The organism is Bradyrhizobium sp. LTSP849 (genome assembly GCF_000938255.1).
Lineage (GTDB): Bacteria > Pseudomonadota > Alphaproteobacteria > Rhizobiales > Xanthobacteraceae > Bradyrhizobium.
In genome coordinates, this window is sequence record NZ_JYMR01000008.1 from 162,196 (window position 1) to 180,667 (window position 18,472).

General features: G+C 64.2%; 17 protein-coding genes and 2 tRNA genes. 1 reads left to right on the forward strand and 18 read right to left on the reverse strand.

The window, feature by feature from the left end; all coding sequences use genetic code 11:
• Positions 1-50: 50 nt before the first annotated feature.
• From UB31_RS07240 to UB31_RS07310, 15 genes are all read right to left on the reverse strand, one after another.
• Entirely contained in the window at positions 51-839 is a 789-nt protein-coding gene (locus tag UB31_RS07240) for a PopZ family protein (RefSeq protein WP_045010369.1), read from the reverse strand.
• A gap of 303 nt (positions 840-1,142) precedes the next feature.
• The gene (locus UB31_RS07245; RefSeq protein ID WP_045010370.1) at positions 1,143-2,528 is read right to left on the reverse strand and encodes a TolC family outer membrane protein; all 1,386 of its coding nucleotides are present in this window, start codon (positions 2,526-2,528) and stop codon (positions 1,143-1,145) included.
• Positions 2,529-2,733: 205 nt separating this feature from the next.
• On the reverse strand, positions 2,734-3,396 hold the full coding sequence (locus UB31_RS07250; RefSeq protein WP_045010371.1) for a protein-L-isoaspartate O-methyltransferase family protein: 663 nt from the start codon (positions 3,394-3,396) through the stop codon (positions 2,734-2,736).
• A 140-nt stretch (positions 3,397-3,536) separates the two neighbouring features.
• Positions 3,537-3,716 carry a hypothetical protein gene (locus UB31_RS07255; RefSeq protein ID WP_045007281.1) on the reverse strand — a complete coding sequence of 60 codons (180 nt, stop codon included), beginning with the start codon at positions 3,714-3,716 and terminating at the stop codon, positions 3,537-3,539.
• 190 nt (positions 3,717-3,906) lie between these two features.
• Positions 3,907-3,981, reverse strand: a tRNA-Asn gene (locus tag UB31_RS07260).
• A gap of 135 nt (positions 3,982-4,116) precedes the next feature.
• A complete protein-coding gene (locus UB31_RS07265; protein ID WP_045007280.1) occupies positions 4,117-4,485 on the reverse strand; it encodes a hypothetical protein in 369 nt (122 codons plus the stop codon).
• Between the two features lie 212 nt (positions 4,486-4,697).
• The gene (locus UB31_RS07270; RefSeq protein WP_045010372.1) at positions 4,698-6,401 is read right to left on the reverse strand and encodes a flotillin family protein; all 1,704 of its coding nucleotides are present in this window, start codon (positions 6,399-6,401) and stop codon (positions 4,698-4,700) included.
• Positions 6,402-6,423: 22 nt separating this feature from the next.
• Positions 6,424-7,083, reverse strand: coding sequence for an OB-fold-containig protein (locus UB31_RS07275; protein WP_045007278.1), 660 nt, complete (start codon positions 7,081-7,083; stop codon positions 6,424-6,426).
• A 10-nt stretch (positions 7,084-7,093) separates the two neighbouring features.
• Positions 7,094-8,257 (reverse strand): PspA/IM30 family protein, encoded by a 1,164-nt coding sequence (locus UB31_RS07280; RefSeq protein WP_045010373.1) that lies wholly within the window; start codon positions 8,255-8,257, stop codon positions 7,094-7,096.
• A gap of 1,084 nt (positions 8,258-9,341) precedes the next feature.
• Positions 9,342-9,725: a RidA family protein gene (locus UB31_RS07285; protein WP_045007276.1), complete on the reverse strand. Its 384-nt coding sequence runs from the start codon at positions 9,723-9,725 to the stop codon at positions 9,342-9,344.
• A 28-nt stretch (positions 9,726-9,753) separates the two neighbouring features.
• Positions 9,754-12,087: an acetamidase/formamidase family protein gene (locus UB31_RS07290; RefSeq protein WP_045010374.1), complete on the reverse strand. Its 2,334-nt coding sequence runs from the start codon at positions 12,085-12,087 to the stop codon at positions 9,754-9,756.
• A 134-nt stretch (positions 12,088-12,221) separates the two neighbouring features.
• Complete coding sequence (locus tag UB31_RS07295) at positions 12,222-13,463, reverse strand: acetamidase/formamidase family protein (RefSeq protein ID WP_045010375.1); 1,242 nt, start codon at positions 13,461-13,463, stop codon at positions 12,222-12,224.
• A gap of 43 nt (positions 13,464-13,506) precedes the next feature.
• The gene (locus UB31_RS07300; protein ID WP_045010376.1) at positions 13,507-15,135 is read right to left on the reverse strand and encodes an amino acid ABC transporter permease/ATP-binding protein; all 1,629 of its coding nucleotides are present in this window, start codon (positions 15,133-15,135) and stop codon (positions 13,507-13,509) included.
• Entirely contained in the window at positions 15,135-16,019 is an 885-nt protein-coding gene (locus UB31_RS07305; RefSeq protein ID WP_045010377.1) for an ABC transporter substrate-binding protein, read from the reverse strand. Before UB31_RS07305 ends, UB31_RS07300 begins: the two co-directional genes overlap by 1 nt.
• Positions 16,020-16,474: 455 nt before the next feature.
• Positions 16,475-16,738: a hypothetical protein gene (locus UB31_RS07310; RefSeq protein WP_045010434.1), complete on the reverse strand. Its 264-nt coding sequence runs from the start codon at positions 16,736-16,738 to the stop codon at positions 16,475-16,477.
• Between the two features lie 258 nt (positions 16,739-16,996).
• On the opposite strand from UB31_RS07310, the gene UB31_RS07315 reads away from it, so the two are divergent.
• On the forward strand, positions 16,997-17,191 hold the full coding sequence (locus UB31_RS07315; protein ID WP_045007271.1) for a hypothetical protein: 195 nt from the start codon (positions 16,997-16,999) through the stop codon (positions 17,189-17,191).
• Positions 17,192-17,244: 53 nt separating this feature from the next.
• Here UB31_RS07315 and UB31_RS42070 read toward each other — a convergent pair whose 3' ends face one another.
• The 3 genes from UB31_RS42070 to UB31_RS07325 all read right to left on the reverse strand — a co-directional run bounded on the left by UB31_RS42070 (position 17,245) and on the right by UB31_RS07325 (position 18,466).
• On the reverse strand, positions 17,245-17,391 hold the full coding sequence (locus tag UB31_RS42070) for a hypothetical protein (RefSeq protein WP_197090779.1): 147 nt from the start codon (positions 17,389-17,391) through the stop codon (positions 17,245-17,247).
• Positions 17,392-17,582: 191 nt separating this feature from the next.
• Positions 17,583-17,656 (reverse strand) — tRNA-Cys (locus UB31_RS07320).
• Positions 17,657-17,710: 54 nt separating this feature from the next.
• Positions 17,711-18,466, reverse strand: coding sequence for an ABC transporter ATP-binding protein (locus UB31_RS07325; protein WP_045007270.1), 756 nt, complete (start codon positions 18,464-18,466; stop codon positions 17,711-17,713).
• Positions 18,467-18,472 lie beyond the last annotated feature (6 nt).

Sequence of the window (18,472 nt, forward strand, 5' to 3'; positions counted from 1 at the left end):
GCCGAATATGACACAAGAGCAGGCCTTTATCGGGGCCGGTGCGGCCCACCCTACCTGCCGCCGCGCGAAACCCGCTCGATTTCGGCCTTCACGATGCGTTCGACGAGCCCCGGCAAATTGTCGTCGAGCCAGGACTTCAGCATCGGGCGCAGCATTTCCTTAACCAGATCCTCCAGCGTCCGCGCATTGCTGCTGAGCACCGTGTGGGCCAGGGAATTGAAGGCGGATTCGACCGCCGACACCGTCGTTTGCGCCAGGATCGGCTGTTGCGGGGGCAACGGCGGCGCATCGTAATCAACCGGCTCGTAAGACGGCGGCGGGGCCGCACGGCGCGGCGGGGCCGGCTGCTCAGCGAACTCAAGATCGTCCCGTGGCTCGACCTTGCGGAAGCTCGGCGGCGGGGGCGACGGCGTCGGCGCGGGAACCTCGACCGCCATCTCGTCGGTCAGTTCGAGAACGTCAGGTTCGGGCTCGGGCTCGGGCTCAGGCTCCGGTTCGGGCACCCGCACCTCCGGCGCCGCGGTGGCGCCATCTAGGCCAGCCAGCAGCGCGTCGATATCGTCCTGGTTGTTGGATTCAACCGCAGCAGGGGTCGGAGGGGGCGCCGGCTTGGCCGCGGCGGGCGGCGGCGCCGGCCTCTCAGCAGCAGGCTTCGCAGCCGGGGCAACCTTGGAGGGTGGAATGTCGTTCATCGCCTGCGGCTTCGGCGCAGGCGCGGCGGGGGCTGGCTTCGCGGCCTCGGCCGGCGGCGGCTTGGCCTCATCGTCGGCAATGATGCGCCGGATCGAGGCCAGAATCTCCTCCATAGAGGGTTCTGTGACCTTTGCAGGCTGCGTCATCTCCGACTCCACATCATCAACGCCCTCGCATGCGTTGTTTTACACCAAGCACGACAGGATTGGCCGGTTCCGGACGGGCGGCCCGACATTTTCGTCGTGACAGCCAGACTTGTCCCCAGATCACGGCTCAACGTGCGGCGGTGCGCCCCTGCCCCGTCACTCCAGCATTACGCACGCAACATCGAATGCGGGGCGAATCGACCCGCAACGTCTTGGCAAGGCTATGTCAGGGATTTTGATGATTGCAAGCAAAGCGCCAGTCGGCCTCGACTGTTTGCGAGGCCGACCGGAGAACTACGGCAATCAGCGTCCGTCAGGCGTGCGCACGCCGACCCAGCTGTCGCGGACCTGCTGGTAGTGCACGCTCGGATCGTAAACCGTGGTGTTAAGGCCGAGCACCTGCGGTGCAAGGCGGCCAACCGCGCTGAGCACGGAATAAGACGCGACCACGCGGTCGTGCTGCGCGGTGACGAGCGCAACGCGCGCGTTGACCAGCGCCTGCTGCGCGTTGAGCACGTCGAGCGTGGTGCGCTGACCGGCCTTGGCCTCTTCGCGCACGCCGTTCAGCGCGATCTCGGACGCCGTGACCTGAGCCTGCGCGGACTGCACCTGCGCCTTGCCGGCTTCCAGCTGGCCCCAGGCCTGCACGAGGTTGGCACGGGTCTGATCGCGGGTGGTTTCAAGATTCAGGCGTTGCTGCGCCAGGTTCTCTTTCGATTGGCGGATCAGCGAATATTCTGCGCCGCCCTGAAAGATCGGAATGGAGGCAGTCGCGATGGCGGACGCGGTATTCGTTCGGAAGACCGTCAGGGTCTGTTGATAGGCCGTACTGACAGCAGCCTGGACCGTGACCGTCGGCAGCAGCGCGCCTTCGTTGATCTTGACCTGGAGATAGTTGACGTCGATGCCGTACATGGAGGCCGTGACGTTGGGATTCTCGACCAAGCTGAGACTGACCGCAGAGGGAAGCGTCTTCGGCAGGAAGCGGTCGACCGGCGAACCCGGGGCGAGGGCTACCGGCTCATTGCCGATGATGCGGCGAAAGTTTGCGCGCGTGGTGGTCAGATTCGATTCGGCGGTGAGCTCCTGCGTCCTGCCGGCTGCCAGCTGCGCCTCGGACTGGGCGACGTCAGTGCGGGTCACCTCACCCACATTGAAGCGATCGCGCGTCTGCTTGAGCGTTTGCTCCAGCACGCGCACGTTGCTGCGCTGGACTTCCAGCGTCGCCGCATCGCGCAGATAATCCATGTAGACGGTGGCGGCCTGCAGCAGGACCGTCTGCTCGAGCACGCGCAACGCCTCGCGGGAGCCCGAGACCTGGCTCTCCGCCGCACGCGTCTTGTTGGCAGTCTGATTGCCGTTGTACAGCGTCTGGGTCACGTTCAGGCTGGCGCTGTTGGACTGGGGGACGCCATTGATCGGCGAGGCCTTCTGCGCTGCTTGGATATCCTGATATTGATACCCGGTGCCGAGGGTCACATTGACCTTGGGGCGGTAGCCCGACAGCGCCTGCGGCACGTTCTCGTCCGTCGAGCGCACCTGGGCGCGCTGCGCGTTGAGCTGCGGATTATTTTGATAGGAGCGCACCAGCGCAGCCTCGATCGTGTCCGCCAAGGCAGGCGTCGGCCCGGCAAGCGCCGTCAGCAGGACCGAAACCGCAACTCCGGTGAAGAGCTTCACCCCATGCATCCCTGAAATTCCGTTCATTCTCACGTCAGGCTCGTGCCCGCGAGCCTGGTTACCGTATCCAAGTGGAGTCGTTGCCCCGCCGCAACATAGGACGCGGTCAAGCGCGACGGAACTACCTCTGAGTGGTTCTCAGTGGAAACTCTTCACGTGCAGCATCCCGGCCACACTTCTGATTCAGAACGGTATTTTAACAGGGTTTCGGCCGTCAGAAGACGAAGGCGGCGGCCCGTTCCAGCCCCGGAAGCACCGGGGCTGCGGCATCGAACAGCGGCCGATAGCCGAATTCGCCATGGGACCGGGTCACGATCATGGCCCGCGACGGCCTGGATTCGGCGGAGACCCCCACCAGACGACCGCCCTCCCTGAGCTGGTCGAACAACCCTTCCGGCGTCACCTCGGTGGCGCCGTTGAGGACGATCACGTCATAGGGAGCGGCAGCCGAATCGCCGTCGGCGCAGGCGGCGGCCTTGCAGGTCACGTTGGTGAGCCCGATCGCGGCGCAGGCATCCTTGGCTTTCGCCGCCAGTGCCGAATCGCATTCCGTCGCAGTGACATGGCGCGCCAGCTTCGCGGTCAGCGCCGCGAGGTAGCCGGTGGCGCAGCCGACGACCAGCACGTTGTCGCCCTCACCGATCTCGGCGGCCTGGAGCAGCTTGCCAGTCAGCGCCGGCTTGATGAGGTACCGCTTGGCGGCCCCCTCGCTCACGTCGAGGTCGAGGTCGAGATAGGCCAGGGCCTGCCTGGTCGCGGGCACAAAGGCCTCGCGCGGAACCGTGAGCATGGCGTCGAGAATGCGGCGATCGGTGACGTCAGTGGTGCGCACCTGGCCATCGACCATTTTTTGGCGCGCGGTCGAGAAACCGGACATTTGCGAACCCTGCAATGCGGACGACGCCGCGGACGAAAGTTGCGGCATCTTTGGAGCAGGCTCCGCGAAAACGCAACACGTCCGTTGGCCCGGGCGGGCCTACGGGCTCCGCAAGTTACGGCATCGGAAGCGAGATGGGCCTATTCGATCGCGACCGCAAGGCGGCCGATCAATGCAGCGACTTCATCCAGCCGCGCCGAATCGGGTGCCTCGACGGCCCGCGCGAGACAGGCCAGGCATTGATCGTCGCTGAGCTCGGGAATGTCGGCCGGCAGAATAGAGGGGGCCAATTGGGAACGGTCGACCTGGATGTCTCGCATGGGAATCAGCTCCGTGAAGGCCCGGCGCTGCGAAGCTCGATTCGAATTGAGTCGATTTGGCGTCACCCCGGCGGCAGCGATAGCCCCACCGTACACATCCGCTTGAGAACTTGCGCTTGAGAACTTGCCGCAACGAGATCGCGCGTCAGATCAGAGTCTAAATGCAAGCCATTGAAAATACGGTGAAAGTTGGCTCCCCGGGCTGGATTCGAACCAGCGACCATCCGATTAACAGTCGGATGCTCTACCGCTGAGCTACCGAGGAAAAGGCGAACTAGTCGTTCGCGCGCGGCTGCGTATAACAAAGCCGCTTGCGCTTGCAAAGGACGAATTCGTCATCTTCCGCAACGCATCGAGGAAGGGCCTGTGCGGCCCCTCCTCCCGGCCATCGAAGGCAAGATTACTCGGCGATGAACGACGTGGTCTTGGTGCCGGAGTCGTAGCGCAGCCGCAGAGCCGTAAACTTGCAGAGGTTGACGTTCTTCCACAGCACGGTCTCGTCATAGTTCTGCCAGTCGACGCGGATGTTCCAGACGCAGCCCTCGCCATCATCGTCGAACTCGACATAGGTCGAGGCCTGGTTCTGCAAGACCTTGTCGAGCTCGTTGTCCCATTCGTCCAGGCCATCGTCCGGTGCGTTGAAGCCCAGGAATTTGATGGCATAGCCGGTCTCGTTGACGACGGTGACGTTGCGGGCGTCAGCCGCGAAGGACGCCGTGGCGGCGAGTGAAAGACCCACGGCGATCAGTCCAGACAGAAAATACTTCATGTAAATTCCCCCGATCGAAAACGGCTTCCGGCGGCTGACGTCGATCTACGCCGGCGCCGCGACAACAAATGGCGTTGCCTCAGAGATTCGTCCGGAGCGCGATCGAAAGGTTCAACACGCGATCGACCTGCACTCCGGCTCGTTGCGCGACGCGAGACGCGCAACAAGCCAGTTCTTACCGATTCGAATTCTCCGCAGCAATGAATGGGCATTCATAGATCGGCGGCGTTTGTTTTCTCCGGAGCAGGTGCAGCCACCGGCGTTACCGCGGCACCGTTGCCCTTGCCGGTGACGGCGCCGACCAGTGTCTTCACGGGATCCTCGCCCGGTGCGAAGCCGCTCTGGCGCAGGATCTCGTCGATCATCGGACGCAGCGCGTGCACCTTGAGAAGCTCGCCGGCGAGCCCTTCGCCGAAGCCGACATTGCCGCCCGCCCCGCCATTGCCGCCGAATGCGCCGCCGGTGTGCAGGATGCGGACGTCCTTGAGGTTTCCGATCGGCCTGACCATCTCAGCCAGCGCCGAGGGCATGGTCTCGATCCGCTTCTTGGCGAGCTCGAAGTCGATGACGTTGGCGCCAAGCTTGTTCTGCGCCTCATTCTTGAGCGTGATGATTGCAGCCTCGGCCTCGCCGATGTTCCTGACGCCGACCGCCTTGATCTTGTTGGACTCGGCCTCCGCGGTGGCCGCTGTCTTGGTGGCCTCGGCGCGGTCGAGCGCCGCCTTCTTCTCGGCTTCGGCCGCGACGATCACCTCAGTGGATTTGCGTTCGGCCTCGGTTCGCGCGGCCAGCACCTGCGTGAGACGGGCACGATCGGCGACCTCGACGGCGCGGGCTGTCACGACCTTTTCCTCCGCGGAGACAGCGATGGCTTCCGCGGTCTTGGCTTCGGCGACGGCCTCCGAGGTCTGCTTGCTCTTGGAGGCGATCTGGATTTCGTTCTCTTGCGTCGCGATCTGGATCTCGCGCTGGGCGTCGGTCTTGCGCTTGTTGATCGCCAGATCCGACTCGATGACGGCCGTTTCCTTGACTTGCTTGGCGCCGGCCTCCTTCTCGGCGACCGCCCGGTCGGTATCGATGCGGGCGTTCTCCTCGGTGAGGCGGGCGGTCTGCGTCGCAGTCGCGACTTCGGCGCGCGTGCTCGCGGTCTTGTTGGCGATGTCGCGCTCCTGCGACAGCTCGGCCTCCTTCTTGGTGCGCTCGATGGTCAGGGTCTGCTGCCGTGCCTCGAGGTCCTTCTGCGCGATCGCCACTTCGTTGTCGCGCACGATCGAGTTGCGGTCGCGCCGGCGCGTCTCGGTGACGGTCTTGAGCTGGGTCAGGCCTTCGGCGTCGAAGAAATTTTCCGGATTGAAGAATTTGACATCCGTCTGGTCGAGCTTGGTGAGCGACACCGATTCAAGCTCGAGACCATTGGATTTCACGTCGGACTCCACGGTCGCCTGCACGTGCTTGACGAAATCGCTACGCTTTTCCTGAAGCTCCAGGATGCTCATGGTGGCCGCCACCGAACGCAGGCCGTCGACGAATTTTGCTTCGACCTGGTTACGCAGGGCTTCGGCGTCATTCGTCAGCGCGCCCAGCGTCTGGCTCGCGAGCGCAATGCTCTCATCGTCGGGACGGACGCGCACGTAGAACTCGGCGACGATGTCGACGCGGAGGCGGTCCTTGGTAATCAGGGATTCCCGCTCCTTGCGCTCGACGGTGAGCCGCAGCGTCTTCAAATTGACGCTGGCGTAGGAGTGGAAGATCGGCAGAATCATGGCGCCGCCGTCGAGCACGACCTTCTTGCCGCCGAGGCCGGTGCGCACGAAGGCCTCGTCGCGCGTGGCGCGCTTGTAGAGGATGGTGAAGACGATCCCGAGGACGACGATCAGCGCGACGCCGATCATGGCCGGGACTGCGATGTCGAACATGACTTTCTCCAATAATGACTTGCTAACTGCTTAGAGTGGGCTTGGACGGCTTGAGTTCATCGTCGGCCTTGACCGCCACGAAGCGGGTGCCGACGCGATCGACCAGAAGGACCAGGGTTCCTTGCGGCAATGGTCCCGATGCGGGCGCCGCGACCGCCCAGACGAAGTGCCTGTTACCGTGGACATCGGCGACACTGACCCGGCCCGGCGGACCCTGGTCGAGCGGACCGATGACGACCTCGCCGACGCGGCCGACGAGATCGCCGAGGCCGACCGCATAGCTTTCATCCTTGGGAATGACCCGCGCGATGGCGCCGCTGGCGGCACGGACCAGCGGAACCGACACCACGATCGCCCCGACCGAGGCGATGGTTGCCGGCAACGGACCGGCGACCATCCGTGCGATGTCCTGGATCAGGAAGCCGGTGATGGAGAAGGCGCCGAGCACCAGCAACAGGAAGATCAGAAGCGGCACGCCACCCACATTGATCCAGGAAATGGCGTTGATGACGCCGTTGTCGCTGGGGTGGCCGAAATCGATGTTGGTGCCGAGCAGCTCGCTCAGCGAGGCCCCGACCAGCATCGAGACCACCTCGACGGAGCCGACGATGAGGATCATGGCCGCTGCGATCGCGAACGGCCTGACCTCCGGCGACATGACGTGTTCGAGCATTGCGCTCATGACACATGACTCAGGAGCGCGACTTCAACCGGGCCAGCCTCGCTGCAATCTCCTTGTCGCGATGCAACGTGCTGAGCTCGTCGATGTCGCTTGAAAACGGGATAGCTGCGGGAACGCCGGTGGCGCGTGCCACCGCCCTGCCCGCGCGCAGCGCCTTCGCCGCGGCCGATGCACCGCCGGGCTTCCGGGGTGACGTCGAGGCCTGGTGGCTTGCGGCAGCCTCGCTCTTTTCGAGATCGGCGCGGCGCTGCTCGGCGTCCTGGAGCGCCGACAATACGGCGCGCAGCGAGGTGACACTATTCTCGATCTTCTCGTTGTTCTCGTCGATGGCGCGGGAGAGCACCTCGAACTGCGCCTCCAGGTCCATCTGCCGTGCGATTCCGGCGCGCGCGAGATCGTCGCGGCTATCAGCGACAGCACCTTCGATCTTGGGTGCGAGATCCGTCATCTCGCGCTCGATCTCGGTGCGCCTGGCGTTGAGACGGTATTCTTCGGCCCGCGCAGACGCGAGCGCGTCACGCGCCTCGCCTTCCGCACGTTCGATCTCGCGGATGGCCTGTCCGACCACTCCAAGCTTGTTCTTGCCCTCCGCCTGCTCGATCGCGTCATAGGCGATCCCGGCGATCAGACGTCCGACCCGTGACAGGAAGTTTTCGGGAGCGGCAGCGATGGTATCCATGGCGTTCTCCTCCTCTGGCAGACTGTTCGGCGTTACGCCGTAGTGAACCTCGAAACCGTCGTCGGTGCGGATGAGGTGCGCGGGCGCGCTCTGCCCCCAGCCCTCCGCGTAGCCGGCATAGTCGAAGGGCACGCTGAAGCGCCCTTGCACGGTCGCAATCGAAATGGTGGCGGGCCCCTTGATCTTGGCGAGCTTGTCGTCGAGCGGCAGACGGCGGCCTTGCGCGGCGCGATAGTCGGCGCGGTCCCGCAGGCCCAGGGTCACCAGGCGCGAGGGCAGCGCGGTTTCTCTCCGGATCGGCTCATAGGCATGGGCATGCAGCAGGACGACGTTGGAGCCGACGTTATGGCTCCGCGCGACCTCGTCCAGAATCTCCATCATGCGGTCATAAGCCCTAAACGTCGCCTCCATCGCGGCCTTGGCGGCCGGGTCAGGGGCAAGCCTGTATCGAAGCGCCGATGGCGCATTTCGGGGCGACGGGCTCATGGAAAGCACTAAAGCACCATTTTGGTGCTTTACAAGGGGGAAGGTCGATCACATTCCACTGATCCTTATGCACTCTATGGATTAGTCGCTGGCCGTGGGCGACGCGTTCAAGGTGGGGCAATCACCCCTAGATCACCGCCGATCAAGACTTCTTGCACGCGCGGGTTGCAGTTTGAGGCGAAGTCGAGAGAGCTTTTGACAGCCCCGGTGCCGTTCCCTTCACGTCGTTGGAGCCTTGGGTCGCCGTCATCCTGAGGCGCGAGCGATGGGGCGCGATGCGCCCCATCGGGAGCCTAGAAGGATGAGCGGCCGGGATGCAGCCGGGCCGTTCACCCTTCGAGGCCTCCGCTTCGCTCCGGCACCTCAGGATGACGGTGATGGGCAGTGCGCGTTATGTGCAGGCCGACACAGATCTGCGTCCTCGCGACTTGCTTCGCCCGAGCTTTGCTTCATCTCACCCCCTCCTCCGTCAGAGGGCGCAGGGAAGACCGGGTGCCGGCTGGCACCCGCGGTCCACTGTGCGAAAGTTGCGCTACAAAATGGGCACAGCGGCATACAGGTGAAGCCAAACAACCGGCCTTCCCTGCGTAGTGGTTTGACGGCTTATGCCGAGTTCTCCCCGGGGAGCGATGCACTATTGCCCCCGTCGCCTTGCGGATGGCTGATGCGTGCGCCCGGTCGGGCAGCACACATCACCACAAGACTTGGCGCACAGACCCCGGGCGCCAGGACGACACGGTTTTGCCGTACGCGGACCGCACCGGTCGTGTGCGCGACGCTTTTCGCTCACGGTGTCCCGCCCTGCGAAGCCTTTCGCGCCGACGCGGTCCAGCGTCCACCACGGCTCATCCCGCGTTTCGTGACGATTGCGATACGCCCCTCTGACTGGGATGAGGTGGCGCTTGAATACGAGAAAACAGAATTTCGGTAAAGTGGAATGTTTCGCGAGAGCGGATTGACCCGTTGTTTGGGTGTTTTGCCCGACAGGCAACGCAAGGGGTTGTAGCCCGGATGAGCGAAGCGATATCCGGGATTCTGGCGACCAGCGGTCCCGGATATCGCTTCGCTCATCCGGGCTACGAAAGACGGACTGTTACGGCCGCCGGCACACCAGGTCGATCTCGATCAGCGCGTCGTAGGCAAGCCCGGTGACGCCGACACAGGTGCGGGCCGGCAGGCGGCCGGGTGCGAAGTACGTGCGGTAGGTCTCGTTCATCGCCGTGTAGTCTTCCTTGAAGCGCGTGAGGTAGATCCGCGTCATCACAACGTGCTCGAGGCCGAGATCCAGACCCCCGAGCACCACCTTCAAATTCTCCATCACCGCGTGGGTCTGCTCGACGATGCCATCGGGCAGCACACCCGGCGCTTGCGGCGTATCCGGCATCTGGCCGGTGACGAAGACAAAACCGTCGGTCTCGACAGCGTGGCTGAAGGGCGCGACCGGCTTCGGTCCGCCGCTGATCATGTGGAATTTCACTTGATTGTCCTTGCTTAGGGCGCGCGCTTTAAGGGGAGTTTTGGAACAGACGCTTGCTGATGATGGCGTGCACGCCCCAATTGCCGTCTACCACCTGGGTCACGCCGAAATCGACGGCGGCCGACATCAGCGCGATCGCCTCGTCCTCGCTGAGACCCTTCACGTTCATCAGGAAGCGCCGCATCTTGCGGAACGCGTCCTTCATGGCGAGGTCGAGCGAGGACTTTGCGTAGACCTCGCTCTGCCCTTGCGCGCCGAACTCGGCGAGATAGTTGGGATGGCTGAAGCCGGTCAGCACCCAATCGGTCGCGGTCTCGATCAAGGGATAGCTGAGATCGGCGAACGGTTGGCCTGCGAGATCGGCCTTCTTGTGCAGGATCACCTCGAACGTTCCGGTCATCGAGCATTCGATTGCCGTGCCGCTCAACTCGCCGTCGCCTTGCGCGGCATGGGGATCGCCGACCGACAACAACGCGCCGGGCACGGAGACCGGAAGATAGACGCTCGCCCCCTTCCCCAGCCGCCAATTGTCGAGATTGCCGCCAAAATAGGACGGCGGCACAGAGTCGATGAAATCGACCTCGCGCGGCGCCACCGCGATCACGCCGAAATGCGGACGCAGGGGAATGCGGATGCCGTCGAGCACATCGTGGCGGCGCTTCACCGTGCCGGGCAAGACGGGAATACCGGGATAGTCGTAAGTGGGGTGAACGACGCCGAACGGATCGGTCTGCGGCTCCCAACGATAGGAATAGAGCGCGCGGGCATGCGGCGCATCCGTGTCGTCGAAGATCTCGTAGATCGTCACAGCCTCGCGCGGCTTCGGTCCTGACAGGAACTCGTCGTAATGATAGCCCCACCAGGCTGCGACCGAAGAGCCGAACACACGGCCAGCATGCTTGGGATGGCGGCTCGCGCGCGGCACGATGTCGAGTATTCGCACTTCCAGCACGTCGCCGGGCTGGGCGTCCTTCACCGCCACGGGCCCCGTGCAGATGTGCACGCCAAACCCCTCGCCGGCACCGCGACCGAACACGCTGGCGTCCATCGGGCCCGCGCCGCGGCGGTCCACGTTCTTCTTGTCCCGTGTCCAGCCGAACACGCTCTCTGCGGCGGCATCGCCCGCGATCATCAGTTCGGGATCGTCGGAGGCATGCTGCGTCAGCGTCTCGATAGTGATGGTATCGCCCGAGGTGATCTCGAGCTGCGGCGAGAGCGAGCGGCTGAAATAACCCCAATGAACCCGGCTGGCCTCGATCGGAAGATGGTGGTGCTTGCGTCCGGCCGCTCTCGGCGCATCGGAGTCAGCGCGGGCGACATTGCTGCGCGCCTCCGCACCCGCCTGATGCACGCGAAGCTGCGCCAGCGCATCCTGTGGCCAGCCGCGCTGACCGGTGATCCCGTGCTGCGTCGTCGCGCGCTCCGCCTCCTGCTGGCGGAACTCGCGTGGCGGCAAGCCGAAGCGATGGCGGAAGGCGCGACTGAAATGCGCGGAATCGCCAAAGCCATAGGCGTAGGCGATCTCGGAAATCGAGCGATGTGCTTCCGCCGGGTTGGACAGATCGGCCCAGGCACGCTGGAGCCGGCGCTCGCGGACGTAATGGGTAAAGTTGTCGCCGACCGTCTCGAACAACTTTTGCAGATAGCGCTCGGAAATCCCCTCGGCCTGGGCGACACGGGCTGGCACCAGTTCGGGATCGTCGAGCCTGCGCTCGATGGTCTGGCAGATCCGGTGCAGCAGCGCGGCCTGCGTCGCGCTCGATCCGGCATCTGACGTCGAGGCCGCTAGTTGATGCGCGAGCGTCAGAAGCAGGTCAACGAGCGACTGCGCAACCGCATTCCATTCGGCATCGCTCAACGTATCAAGCGTGCGCGCGGTCGCATCGAGCAGGCGCGCGAACACATCGGCAAAGCCGCTGGGTGGAACGACCCGTGGCTCGCCGAGCCGTGGCTTGCCCGACAGACGTCCGTGCAGCGCTTCAGACGTCACCGCCAGCACGATGGCGCGCATGTCGCGCTGGAACACGATGCTCCAGTCCCCGCTCCGCGGCAGCAGCACGAGATGACCAACCGGAACGATGCGGTGGCCGCCTGCGCTCTGGAGCACCATGCCGTCCTCGACAGGCATCAGCGCGATCGGCAGGTCTTCGTTCGATTGCGAGAGCGGACCAACGCTCTGTGCGCCGGCCGCCATGCGCGTCAGCGCAACGCCCGCGGCGTGGCGATGCGACGCTGTCGCGTGACCATCGAAGAACGAATGGCCGGTCGCCGGTTGCAGGCCAATCGCAGCCAGCACGTCCCGCCAGGCTTCGGGGCGGTCGTCTTGCGCATAGGACTCGCTTGTGAAGGGACGGAAGCTCATCGGATCGACCCAGATTGCAGTCGATCGAAGCAACCTCTGTGCCAGACGAGCGCGCTCATCCGTCGCAGCGACGGGCCGCAAATGACGATCGCTGCTCATCCTCTCATCCCGAAAACAGGCTTCGCTTCAACGCATTAGTCGCACCGAAAGATGTTCTTGCGGATCGTGCCGTGGACGCCCCAATTGGCATCGACCACCTGGGTGACGCCGAAATCGGCGCCGACCGATAGCAGCGAGATCGCTTCGTCCTCGCTGAGGCCGTGCACGGTCATCAGGAACCGCCGGAGCTTGCGGAACGCATCGCGCATCGCACGGTCGAGACTGCTGTGATTGGCAATCTCGGTTTGTGCGTCGGCGCCGAGCGCTGCGAGATAGTTCGGATAGGTGAAGCCGTAGAACGACCAGGCCTGATCGGTCTCCAGCATCGGATGATCGAGACCTTCGAGGCTGGTGCCGGCAAGGTCGGCCTTCTTGTGCAGGATGAACTCGAAATCGCCGGTCAGCGACGTCTCGATCGCGGTGCCGCCAAGCTCGCTGTCGCCTTGGGCCGCGTGGGGATCGCCGACCGAGAAATAGGCGCCGGGAACCGCGACTGGATAGAACATCCGGGCGCCCTTGCCGATGCGCCAGTCGTCGATATTGCCGCCGGTGTAGCTCGGTGGAATCGAGCTGACAAAATCGGCTTCCGAAGGTGCAAGGCCCATGGTGCCGAAGTGCAGCCGCGCCGGCACCTTCACGCTTGCGAGGATGTTCTCGCGCTTCCTGATGGTGGCGTGATCGACGCGTACGCCGGGATAATCGATGGTCGGATGCACGATGCCGTCAGGATCGGTCTGCGGCGTCCAGACGTAATTGTAGACGGCCTTCGCGTAGGGCTCGCCCGAGGTATCGAGCTCGAAGATGGTGACGACCTCGCGCGGCTTCGGCTCCTCGATCAGGTCGTGATAGTGAAAGCCCCAGTTGGCCGCGACGTTGGAGCCGAAGCAGCGGCCGGCATGGCAGGCGCTACAGCTCGGCCGCGGCCGGACGTCGAGAATGCGCACTTCGAGGATATCGCCAGGCTCGGCGCCTTCGATCGCGACCGGACCGGTCAACAGATGCACGCCGATCCCCTCGCCTGCGCCGCGGATGAAGGGGCCTTCGACGGGACCTGAGCCACGGCGCGCCACCGCCTTGTGCTCGCGGGTCCACTGGAACACGCTCTCGGCGCCCGGATCACCAGCGATCATCCGCTCGTAATCGTCATTGGCGTGATGGGTCAGTGTCTCGATGGTGGCGCGATCGCCGGAGCGCAGCGTCAGGGACGGCGCGACTTTCTTGGAGAAATAGCCCCAGTGAACGGTTTTCGGCGAAACCGGCAGCGTGAAGTGTTTCATGACGTGGCCTCTTCGGGAGTCTTGAACCTGGCGGAGACAGCGCTCATCGCACCGCCTCCGGAGTCTTGTCGGCTTCCATGACGCTGAGGAAACGCGCGGTCAGCGGATTGCGGGGATTGGTGAGAACCTCGTGCGCCGGCCCCTCCTCGATAATCGACCCGCCGCTTAAGAAAGCGACGCGGTCGGCGACTTCATCGGCAAAACGGATCTGGTGCGTCGAGATGATCATGGTGAGGCCGTCGTCGATGGCGAGCCGGCGGATCACCTCCAACACCTCGTTGACGAGCTCGGGGTCGAGCGCGGAGGTCGGCTCGTCCAGCAGCAGCACGCTCGGGTTCGGCGCGAGCGCACGCGCGATGGCGACGCGCTGTTGCTGGCCGCCGGAGAGATGGCGCGGCAGCGCATCGGCGCGATGGGTCAGGCCAACGCGCTCGAGCAGCTCGGCGGCGCGGCGGTCGGCATCGATCCTGGTCATGCCGTGGACCCATCGCAGAGGCCCGGCAATGTTCTCCTTGGCCGAGAGGTGCGCGAACAGGTTGAACTGCTGGAACACCATGCCGACGCCGACGGTCGCCCGCTCATTGGCGATGGCCCGCGGCGACAGCAGCTTGCCGTCGTCATCAAAACCGAGGCGGCGGCCGCCGACGCGCACGGTGCCTCCATCCCAGCTTTCGAGATGGTTGATGCAGCGGAGCAGAGTGCTCTTACCGGAGCCGCTGGGTCCGAGCAGCGCGACGACCTCGCCGATGCGGACGGTGAGATCGAGGCCACCGAGTACCTTTTGCGTACCGTAGCTCTTGGTGAGGTCCTTGGTCTCGACCGCGATGTTGTTGCGCGCGATCGTCACCGCGCGCCGGGTGCGCTCCTCGCGCGTCAAAGCCAGCGGCGGCGTGTCGGTGAGTTCCGCCTGCACGGGATCAGGGATGGTCACGCCGGCCGGCTCGAGCTGGGTCGCGAGATCGACGCGCCGCCATGGCAAATAATCAGCCAGCTTGCGCTCACGGCCCTTCTTGCCGTCCTTGGCCCGGTCGAGATCAAGCAGCCATTCGACGAAAAGCTGGATGATGCTGATGGCAAAGGTCAGCACGAGGTACAAAAGGCCTGAGGCGAAGAAGATCGAGAAGAAGTCGAAGGTCGAGGACGCCAGCTGGGTCGAGCGCAGCGTCAGCTCCTGGACCGCGACGACGGAGGCGAGCGAGGAATTCTTCAGCGCGCTGACGGCTTCGTTGCCGAAGGCGGGAATCATGGTGCGGATCGCCTGCGGCGCAATCACCCGGCGCATCAGCACCGACGGCGTCATGCCGAGCGCCTGACCGGCGGTCACCTGCCCGCGATCGACACCGAGCACGCCGGCGCGCAGCATCTCCGCGATGAACGGCGCCTCGTTGCAGGCGAGCGCGAGGCCGGCGGCCAAGACGGCCGGCAGCTTGATGCCGATATGCGGCAGCGCGTCGTAGGCGAACACCATTTGCAGGATCAGCGGCGTGCCGCGGAAGATCACGGTGTAAGCCCGGGCGATTGCCGCCAGCAGCCAGAAGCGTGAGAGCTGCATGCCGGCGAGGATCAATCCGAGGATCAATCCGCCGCCGAGCCCGAGGGCAGTCACCTCGAGGGTGAGCTCGATGCCCTCGAGCAGATACGGCATGCTCAGGTAATGGAGGAACAGCGACATCAGTCAGCCGTCAGAATGTCAGGCTCCTTGAAGTTGTTCACGTCGAGCCCATGCTTCTTCAGAAGCTCCATATGCGTGCCGGCCTTCTGCACCTCGATCAGTGCGGCGAGCACGGCGTCGCGGAATTTCGGCTTGTCCTTGGGAACGGCGATGCCGACCGAATACGGGATCGTCACCGCGATCGCCTTCTCCAGCTTGTCCGGATAGGCCTTGACCGCGCTGTCGACGGTGTTGACGTCGTTGACATAGGTGTCGGCGCGGCCGGCGAGGATCGCCTGGATGCAGTTGGCATTGTTGTCATAGAGCTGGACCGTGGGCTCGGGCTTGCCGGCCTTCTTGCACTCCGGCATCAGGGCCTGGATCAGGGGCACTTCGACATAGCCGGTGTTCTCGGCGGCAGCCGCGCCGCACATCGACATGTTGATGCCGTTGATGCCCTTCGGATTGCCCTTGGCGACCAGCACGCCGTCGAACACCTTTGAATAGGTGATGAAGTCGGCGGCTTTCGCGCGCTCCTTGGTGGCGTAGATGTCAGAGATGACGATATCGGCTTGTCCCGCGGCAAGCGTGGTCAGGAGGGCGGCAAACGTCACCGGCTTGTAGGTCAGCTTGAAGCCGAGGCATTCCCCGATGGCCTCGCCGATGTCGATGTCGAAGCCGATATATTTGTTGGGATCCTTCGGGTCGATCGTCTCATAGCCCGGCGTGTGCGGGTTGATGGCATTGACGAGCGTCTTGCCCTTCCAGTCCGGATATTTTTCCTGGAGCGCGGCACAGGCCGCAGGCGCCGCGGCTTGCGCGCTCAGTGGTGCTGCGGCGAGAGCGCCGAAAGCGATGAGGGCGCCAAGCGCGAGCTTGCGCGACGGCAACGATTCACGCGCCATTCCCCGGTGCGTCTGGGACAAAACCCGTCTCTCCATGTCCAGCTCCTTCGAATTGTCATGGCAATGGCCATGTTCCAAAACTCGGGAGCGAGCCTAGGGGGAGAGCGGATGGGAAAGCTTGTCCGCGGGCGTACAATAAATTGGATGGGGCGGGCCTGTGAATTGGGCAAGCCGCTGCACAAAAACTGTTCGCTGGCGCAAAGCGCCGCAGGACGGGATTCCGAATTCGGGAGAACCAAATAATCTCGAATCATGCAGGGATCTGCACGATGAGGGAATCATTCGGTGAGGCGATTTAACAGAGATATGACGCCCTGAAGACGCATCTGCGACTGACATCGGCGGGACATCACCGTCTTCCACAGCCTGTCCGCAGCATATCCACAGGCCGACCATGCCGGATTCGCGAGCGCGCATGAGCTACTTGCTGCGCACAAATCCACAGACCGGCTATGTCAGCCGCCGGCCTGATCAAACACGGTGCGGCAAGCCTCGCTCAAGCTTGCCTTATTACGCCGCAGGCACGCCGTGATGGCGCGGACGTTGGGGATTTCGCCGGCGCAAAGCCGATAGACGTCCGGGCTGCAGGCCCGGCGCTGCTCAGGGGTACCCGGCTCCGCGTGGGCGACGGTGGCAAACAGCGTCAGAAACAGCCCGACCGTCGAAGCGCGACGCGCCCGGCTCCTCACACCCGCAAACCGCAAGAACCTCGCCTTCATGACCGCTCTCCTGTCCGCTCTACCCGCCCGGCCCGCGTCGGCCGGTGTATGCAAAGAGGTAGGAGGAATAAATCGCGGTGAATGTGATCTCTTTCACACTGGCAGCCCGCCCGGGTTGCCTAAATTTGCGCGGGGATTTTTCAGGAATCGCTAACCAAACGGGACCCGATCGCCGGATCGTTAAAATGCGAACGATCGGCTCAATCGGGAAACAAATCGGCTCTGCGACAGTGCGCCATCCGCGTTCCGGAGGGTGTGATGAGCGAAGCCGAATTCAACTTGCTGCTGGACACCGTCCGCGACGCCATGGTCCTGGAAGAATTGGCGTTCGGGCCGGAGGAGGAATTCGTGCCCCGCTCGTGGAGCTTCGACGCGACGCCCAAGGCCGCGAATGACAACGAGGGCGCCTGGCCCCTCCTGCCCTTTCCGGACAGCTGGTACGCGTCCTGCTGAGACCGTTTACCTTGCGAACGGACGCGTAAACCGCGCGTCCGCGCGGCCCGCGATCAATTCTTGACGCTTTCCTCGCCATCCTGCGGCGCCCTGTCGGGTTCGGCCGGTGGGAAGATGCTGTCATAGATCGCACGGGCCTCGGCAATGAGGCGAGCCCGCTCCAGCTCAGATTTCGGGACAAATCGGACGACGTCGCTCACGTGCTCTCCAGCGCTCGATTGTTGGGACTGCAATCCCTTCGCAGATGCGAAGTCTATGCCATCGGGCCTGAATCGGGGGTTTCCAGCAAGCCCCGGGCAAACCCGGTGAGCGCGCACAAGCAGGCTCTGTCCGCCGGTCGGCGGAACCCGCACCGAATTCCAATTTGCGCTTAAATATCAGAGGCTTGTGATGGAGGCCACGTCGGGACTCGAACCCGAGTAAACGGTTTTGCAGACCGGCGCGTAACCACTCCGCCACGTGGCCCCAACGAGGGCGGAGCAATATAGGGGATCAAGGGTTTAGGCAACCCCGAGCCGGCTATGCCCTCGCCTCGCCACCGAGGTATCGGCCGAGAATCTCGTCGGTCGTGCCGGCTGCGGTGATACGGCCTTCTTGCAGCAGGATCGCGCGGTTGCAGGTGCTCTTGATCAGATCAATGTCGTGCGAGGCCAGCACCAAAATGCCGGCGCGCGCCACGATCTCATCGAGCCGCTGGCGTGCCTTCTTCCGGAACTGCTGGTCGCCGACGCCGATCCATTCGTCGAGCAGAACGATCTCGCCTTCGACGGCGGTCGCGACCGCGAAGATCAGGCGCAGCATCATGCCGCTGGAATAGGTGCGCAGCGGCAGGTCGAGCCGGTCGCCGAGCTCGGTGAATTCGGCGATCTCCGCGCGCCGCGCGTCGATCTCGGTGCGCCGTGCGCCGATCACGAGGCCGCGGCGCATGATGTTCTCGTAGCCGGTGGCCTCCTCGTCGAAGCCGGCCGACAGGTCGAACAGCGACAGGCAGCGGCCGAGCACGTCGACGTCGCCTACCGTCGGATGGTAGATCCCGGCCAGGACCCTCAGCAACGTGGTCTTTCCGGCGCCATTGGCGCCGACGATGGCGACGCGGTCGCCGGCACGGATATCGAGATTGATATCGTTCAACGCGCTGACGATGTGCGGGCGCGGCGCCTCCCGGCGCAGCGTCACGGCACGAACGAACCGGCTGCGCAGCGAACGGTCGCGGAACGACAGCACCGGAAAATTGACCGAAACGTTGCGAAGCACGATGTGGGCTTGGGGGCTCATCCGCGC

Bases quoted from the DNA above. Each gene is read 5' to 3' on its own strand.
- UB31_RS07255 (WP_045007281.1), bottom strand. From the start codon at position 3,716: ATGCGAGACATCCAGGTCGACCGTTCCCAATTGGCCCCCTCTATTCTG.
- UB31_RS07315 (WP_045007271.1), top strand. From the start codon at position 16,997: ATGAGCGAAGCCGAATTCAACTTGCTGCTGGACACCGTCCGCGACGCC.
- UB31_RS07300 (WP_045010376.1), bottom strand. From the start codon at position 15,135: ATGTCGCTGTTCCTCCATTACCTGAGCATGCCGTATCTGCTCGAGGGC.
- UB31_RS07295 (WP_045010375.1), bottom strand. From the start codon at position 13,463: ATGAAACACTTCACGCTGCCGGTTTCGCCGAAAACCGTTCACTGGGGC.
- UB31_RS07270 (WP_045010372.1), bottom strand. From the start codon at position 6,401: ATGTTCGACATCGCAGTCCCGGCCATGATCGGCGTCGCGCTGATCGTC.
- UB31_RS07265 (WP_045007280.1), bottom strand. From the start codon at position 4,485: ATGAAGTATTTTCTGTCTGGACTGATCGCCGTGGGTCTTTCACTCGCC.
- UB31_RS07305 (WP_045010377.1), bottom strand. From the start codon at position 16,019: ATGGCGCGTGAATCGTTGCCGTCGCGCAAGCTCGCGCTTGGCGCCCTC.
- UB31_RS07310 (WP_045010434.1), bottom strand. From the start codon at position 16,738: ATGAAGGCGAGGTTCTTGCGGTTTGCGGGTGTGAGGAGCCGGGCGCGT.
- UB31_RS07245 (WP_045010370.1), bottom strand. From the start codon at position 2,528: ATGCATGGGGTGAAGCTCTTCACCGGAGTTGCGGTTTCGGTCCTGCTG.
- UB31_RS07290 (WP_045010374.1), bottom strand. From the start codon at position 12,087: ATGAGCTTCCGTCCCTTCACAAGCGAGTCCTATGCGCAAGACGACCGC.
- UB31_RS07250 (WP_045010371.1), bottom strand. From the start codon at position 3,396: ATGTCCGGTTTCTCGACCGCGCGCCAAAAAATGGTCGATGGCCAGGTG.
- UB31_RS07240 (WP_045010369.1), bottom strand. From the start codon at position 839: ATGACGCAGCCTGCAAAGGTCACAGAACCCTCTATGGAGGAGATTCTG.
- UB31_RS07325 (WP_045007270.1), bottom strand. From the start codon at position 18,466: ATGAGCCCCCAAGCCCACATCGTGCTTCGCAACGTTTCGGTCAATTTT.
- UB31_RS07275 (WP_045007278.1), bottom strand. From the start codon at position 7,083: ATGAGCGCAATGCTCGAACACGTCATGTCGCCGGAGGTCAGGCCGTTC.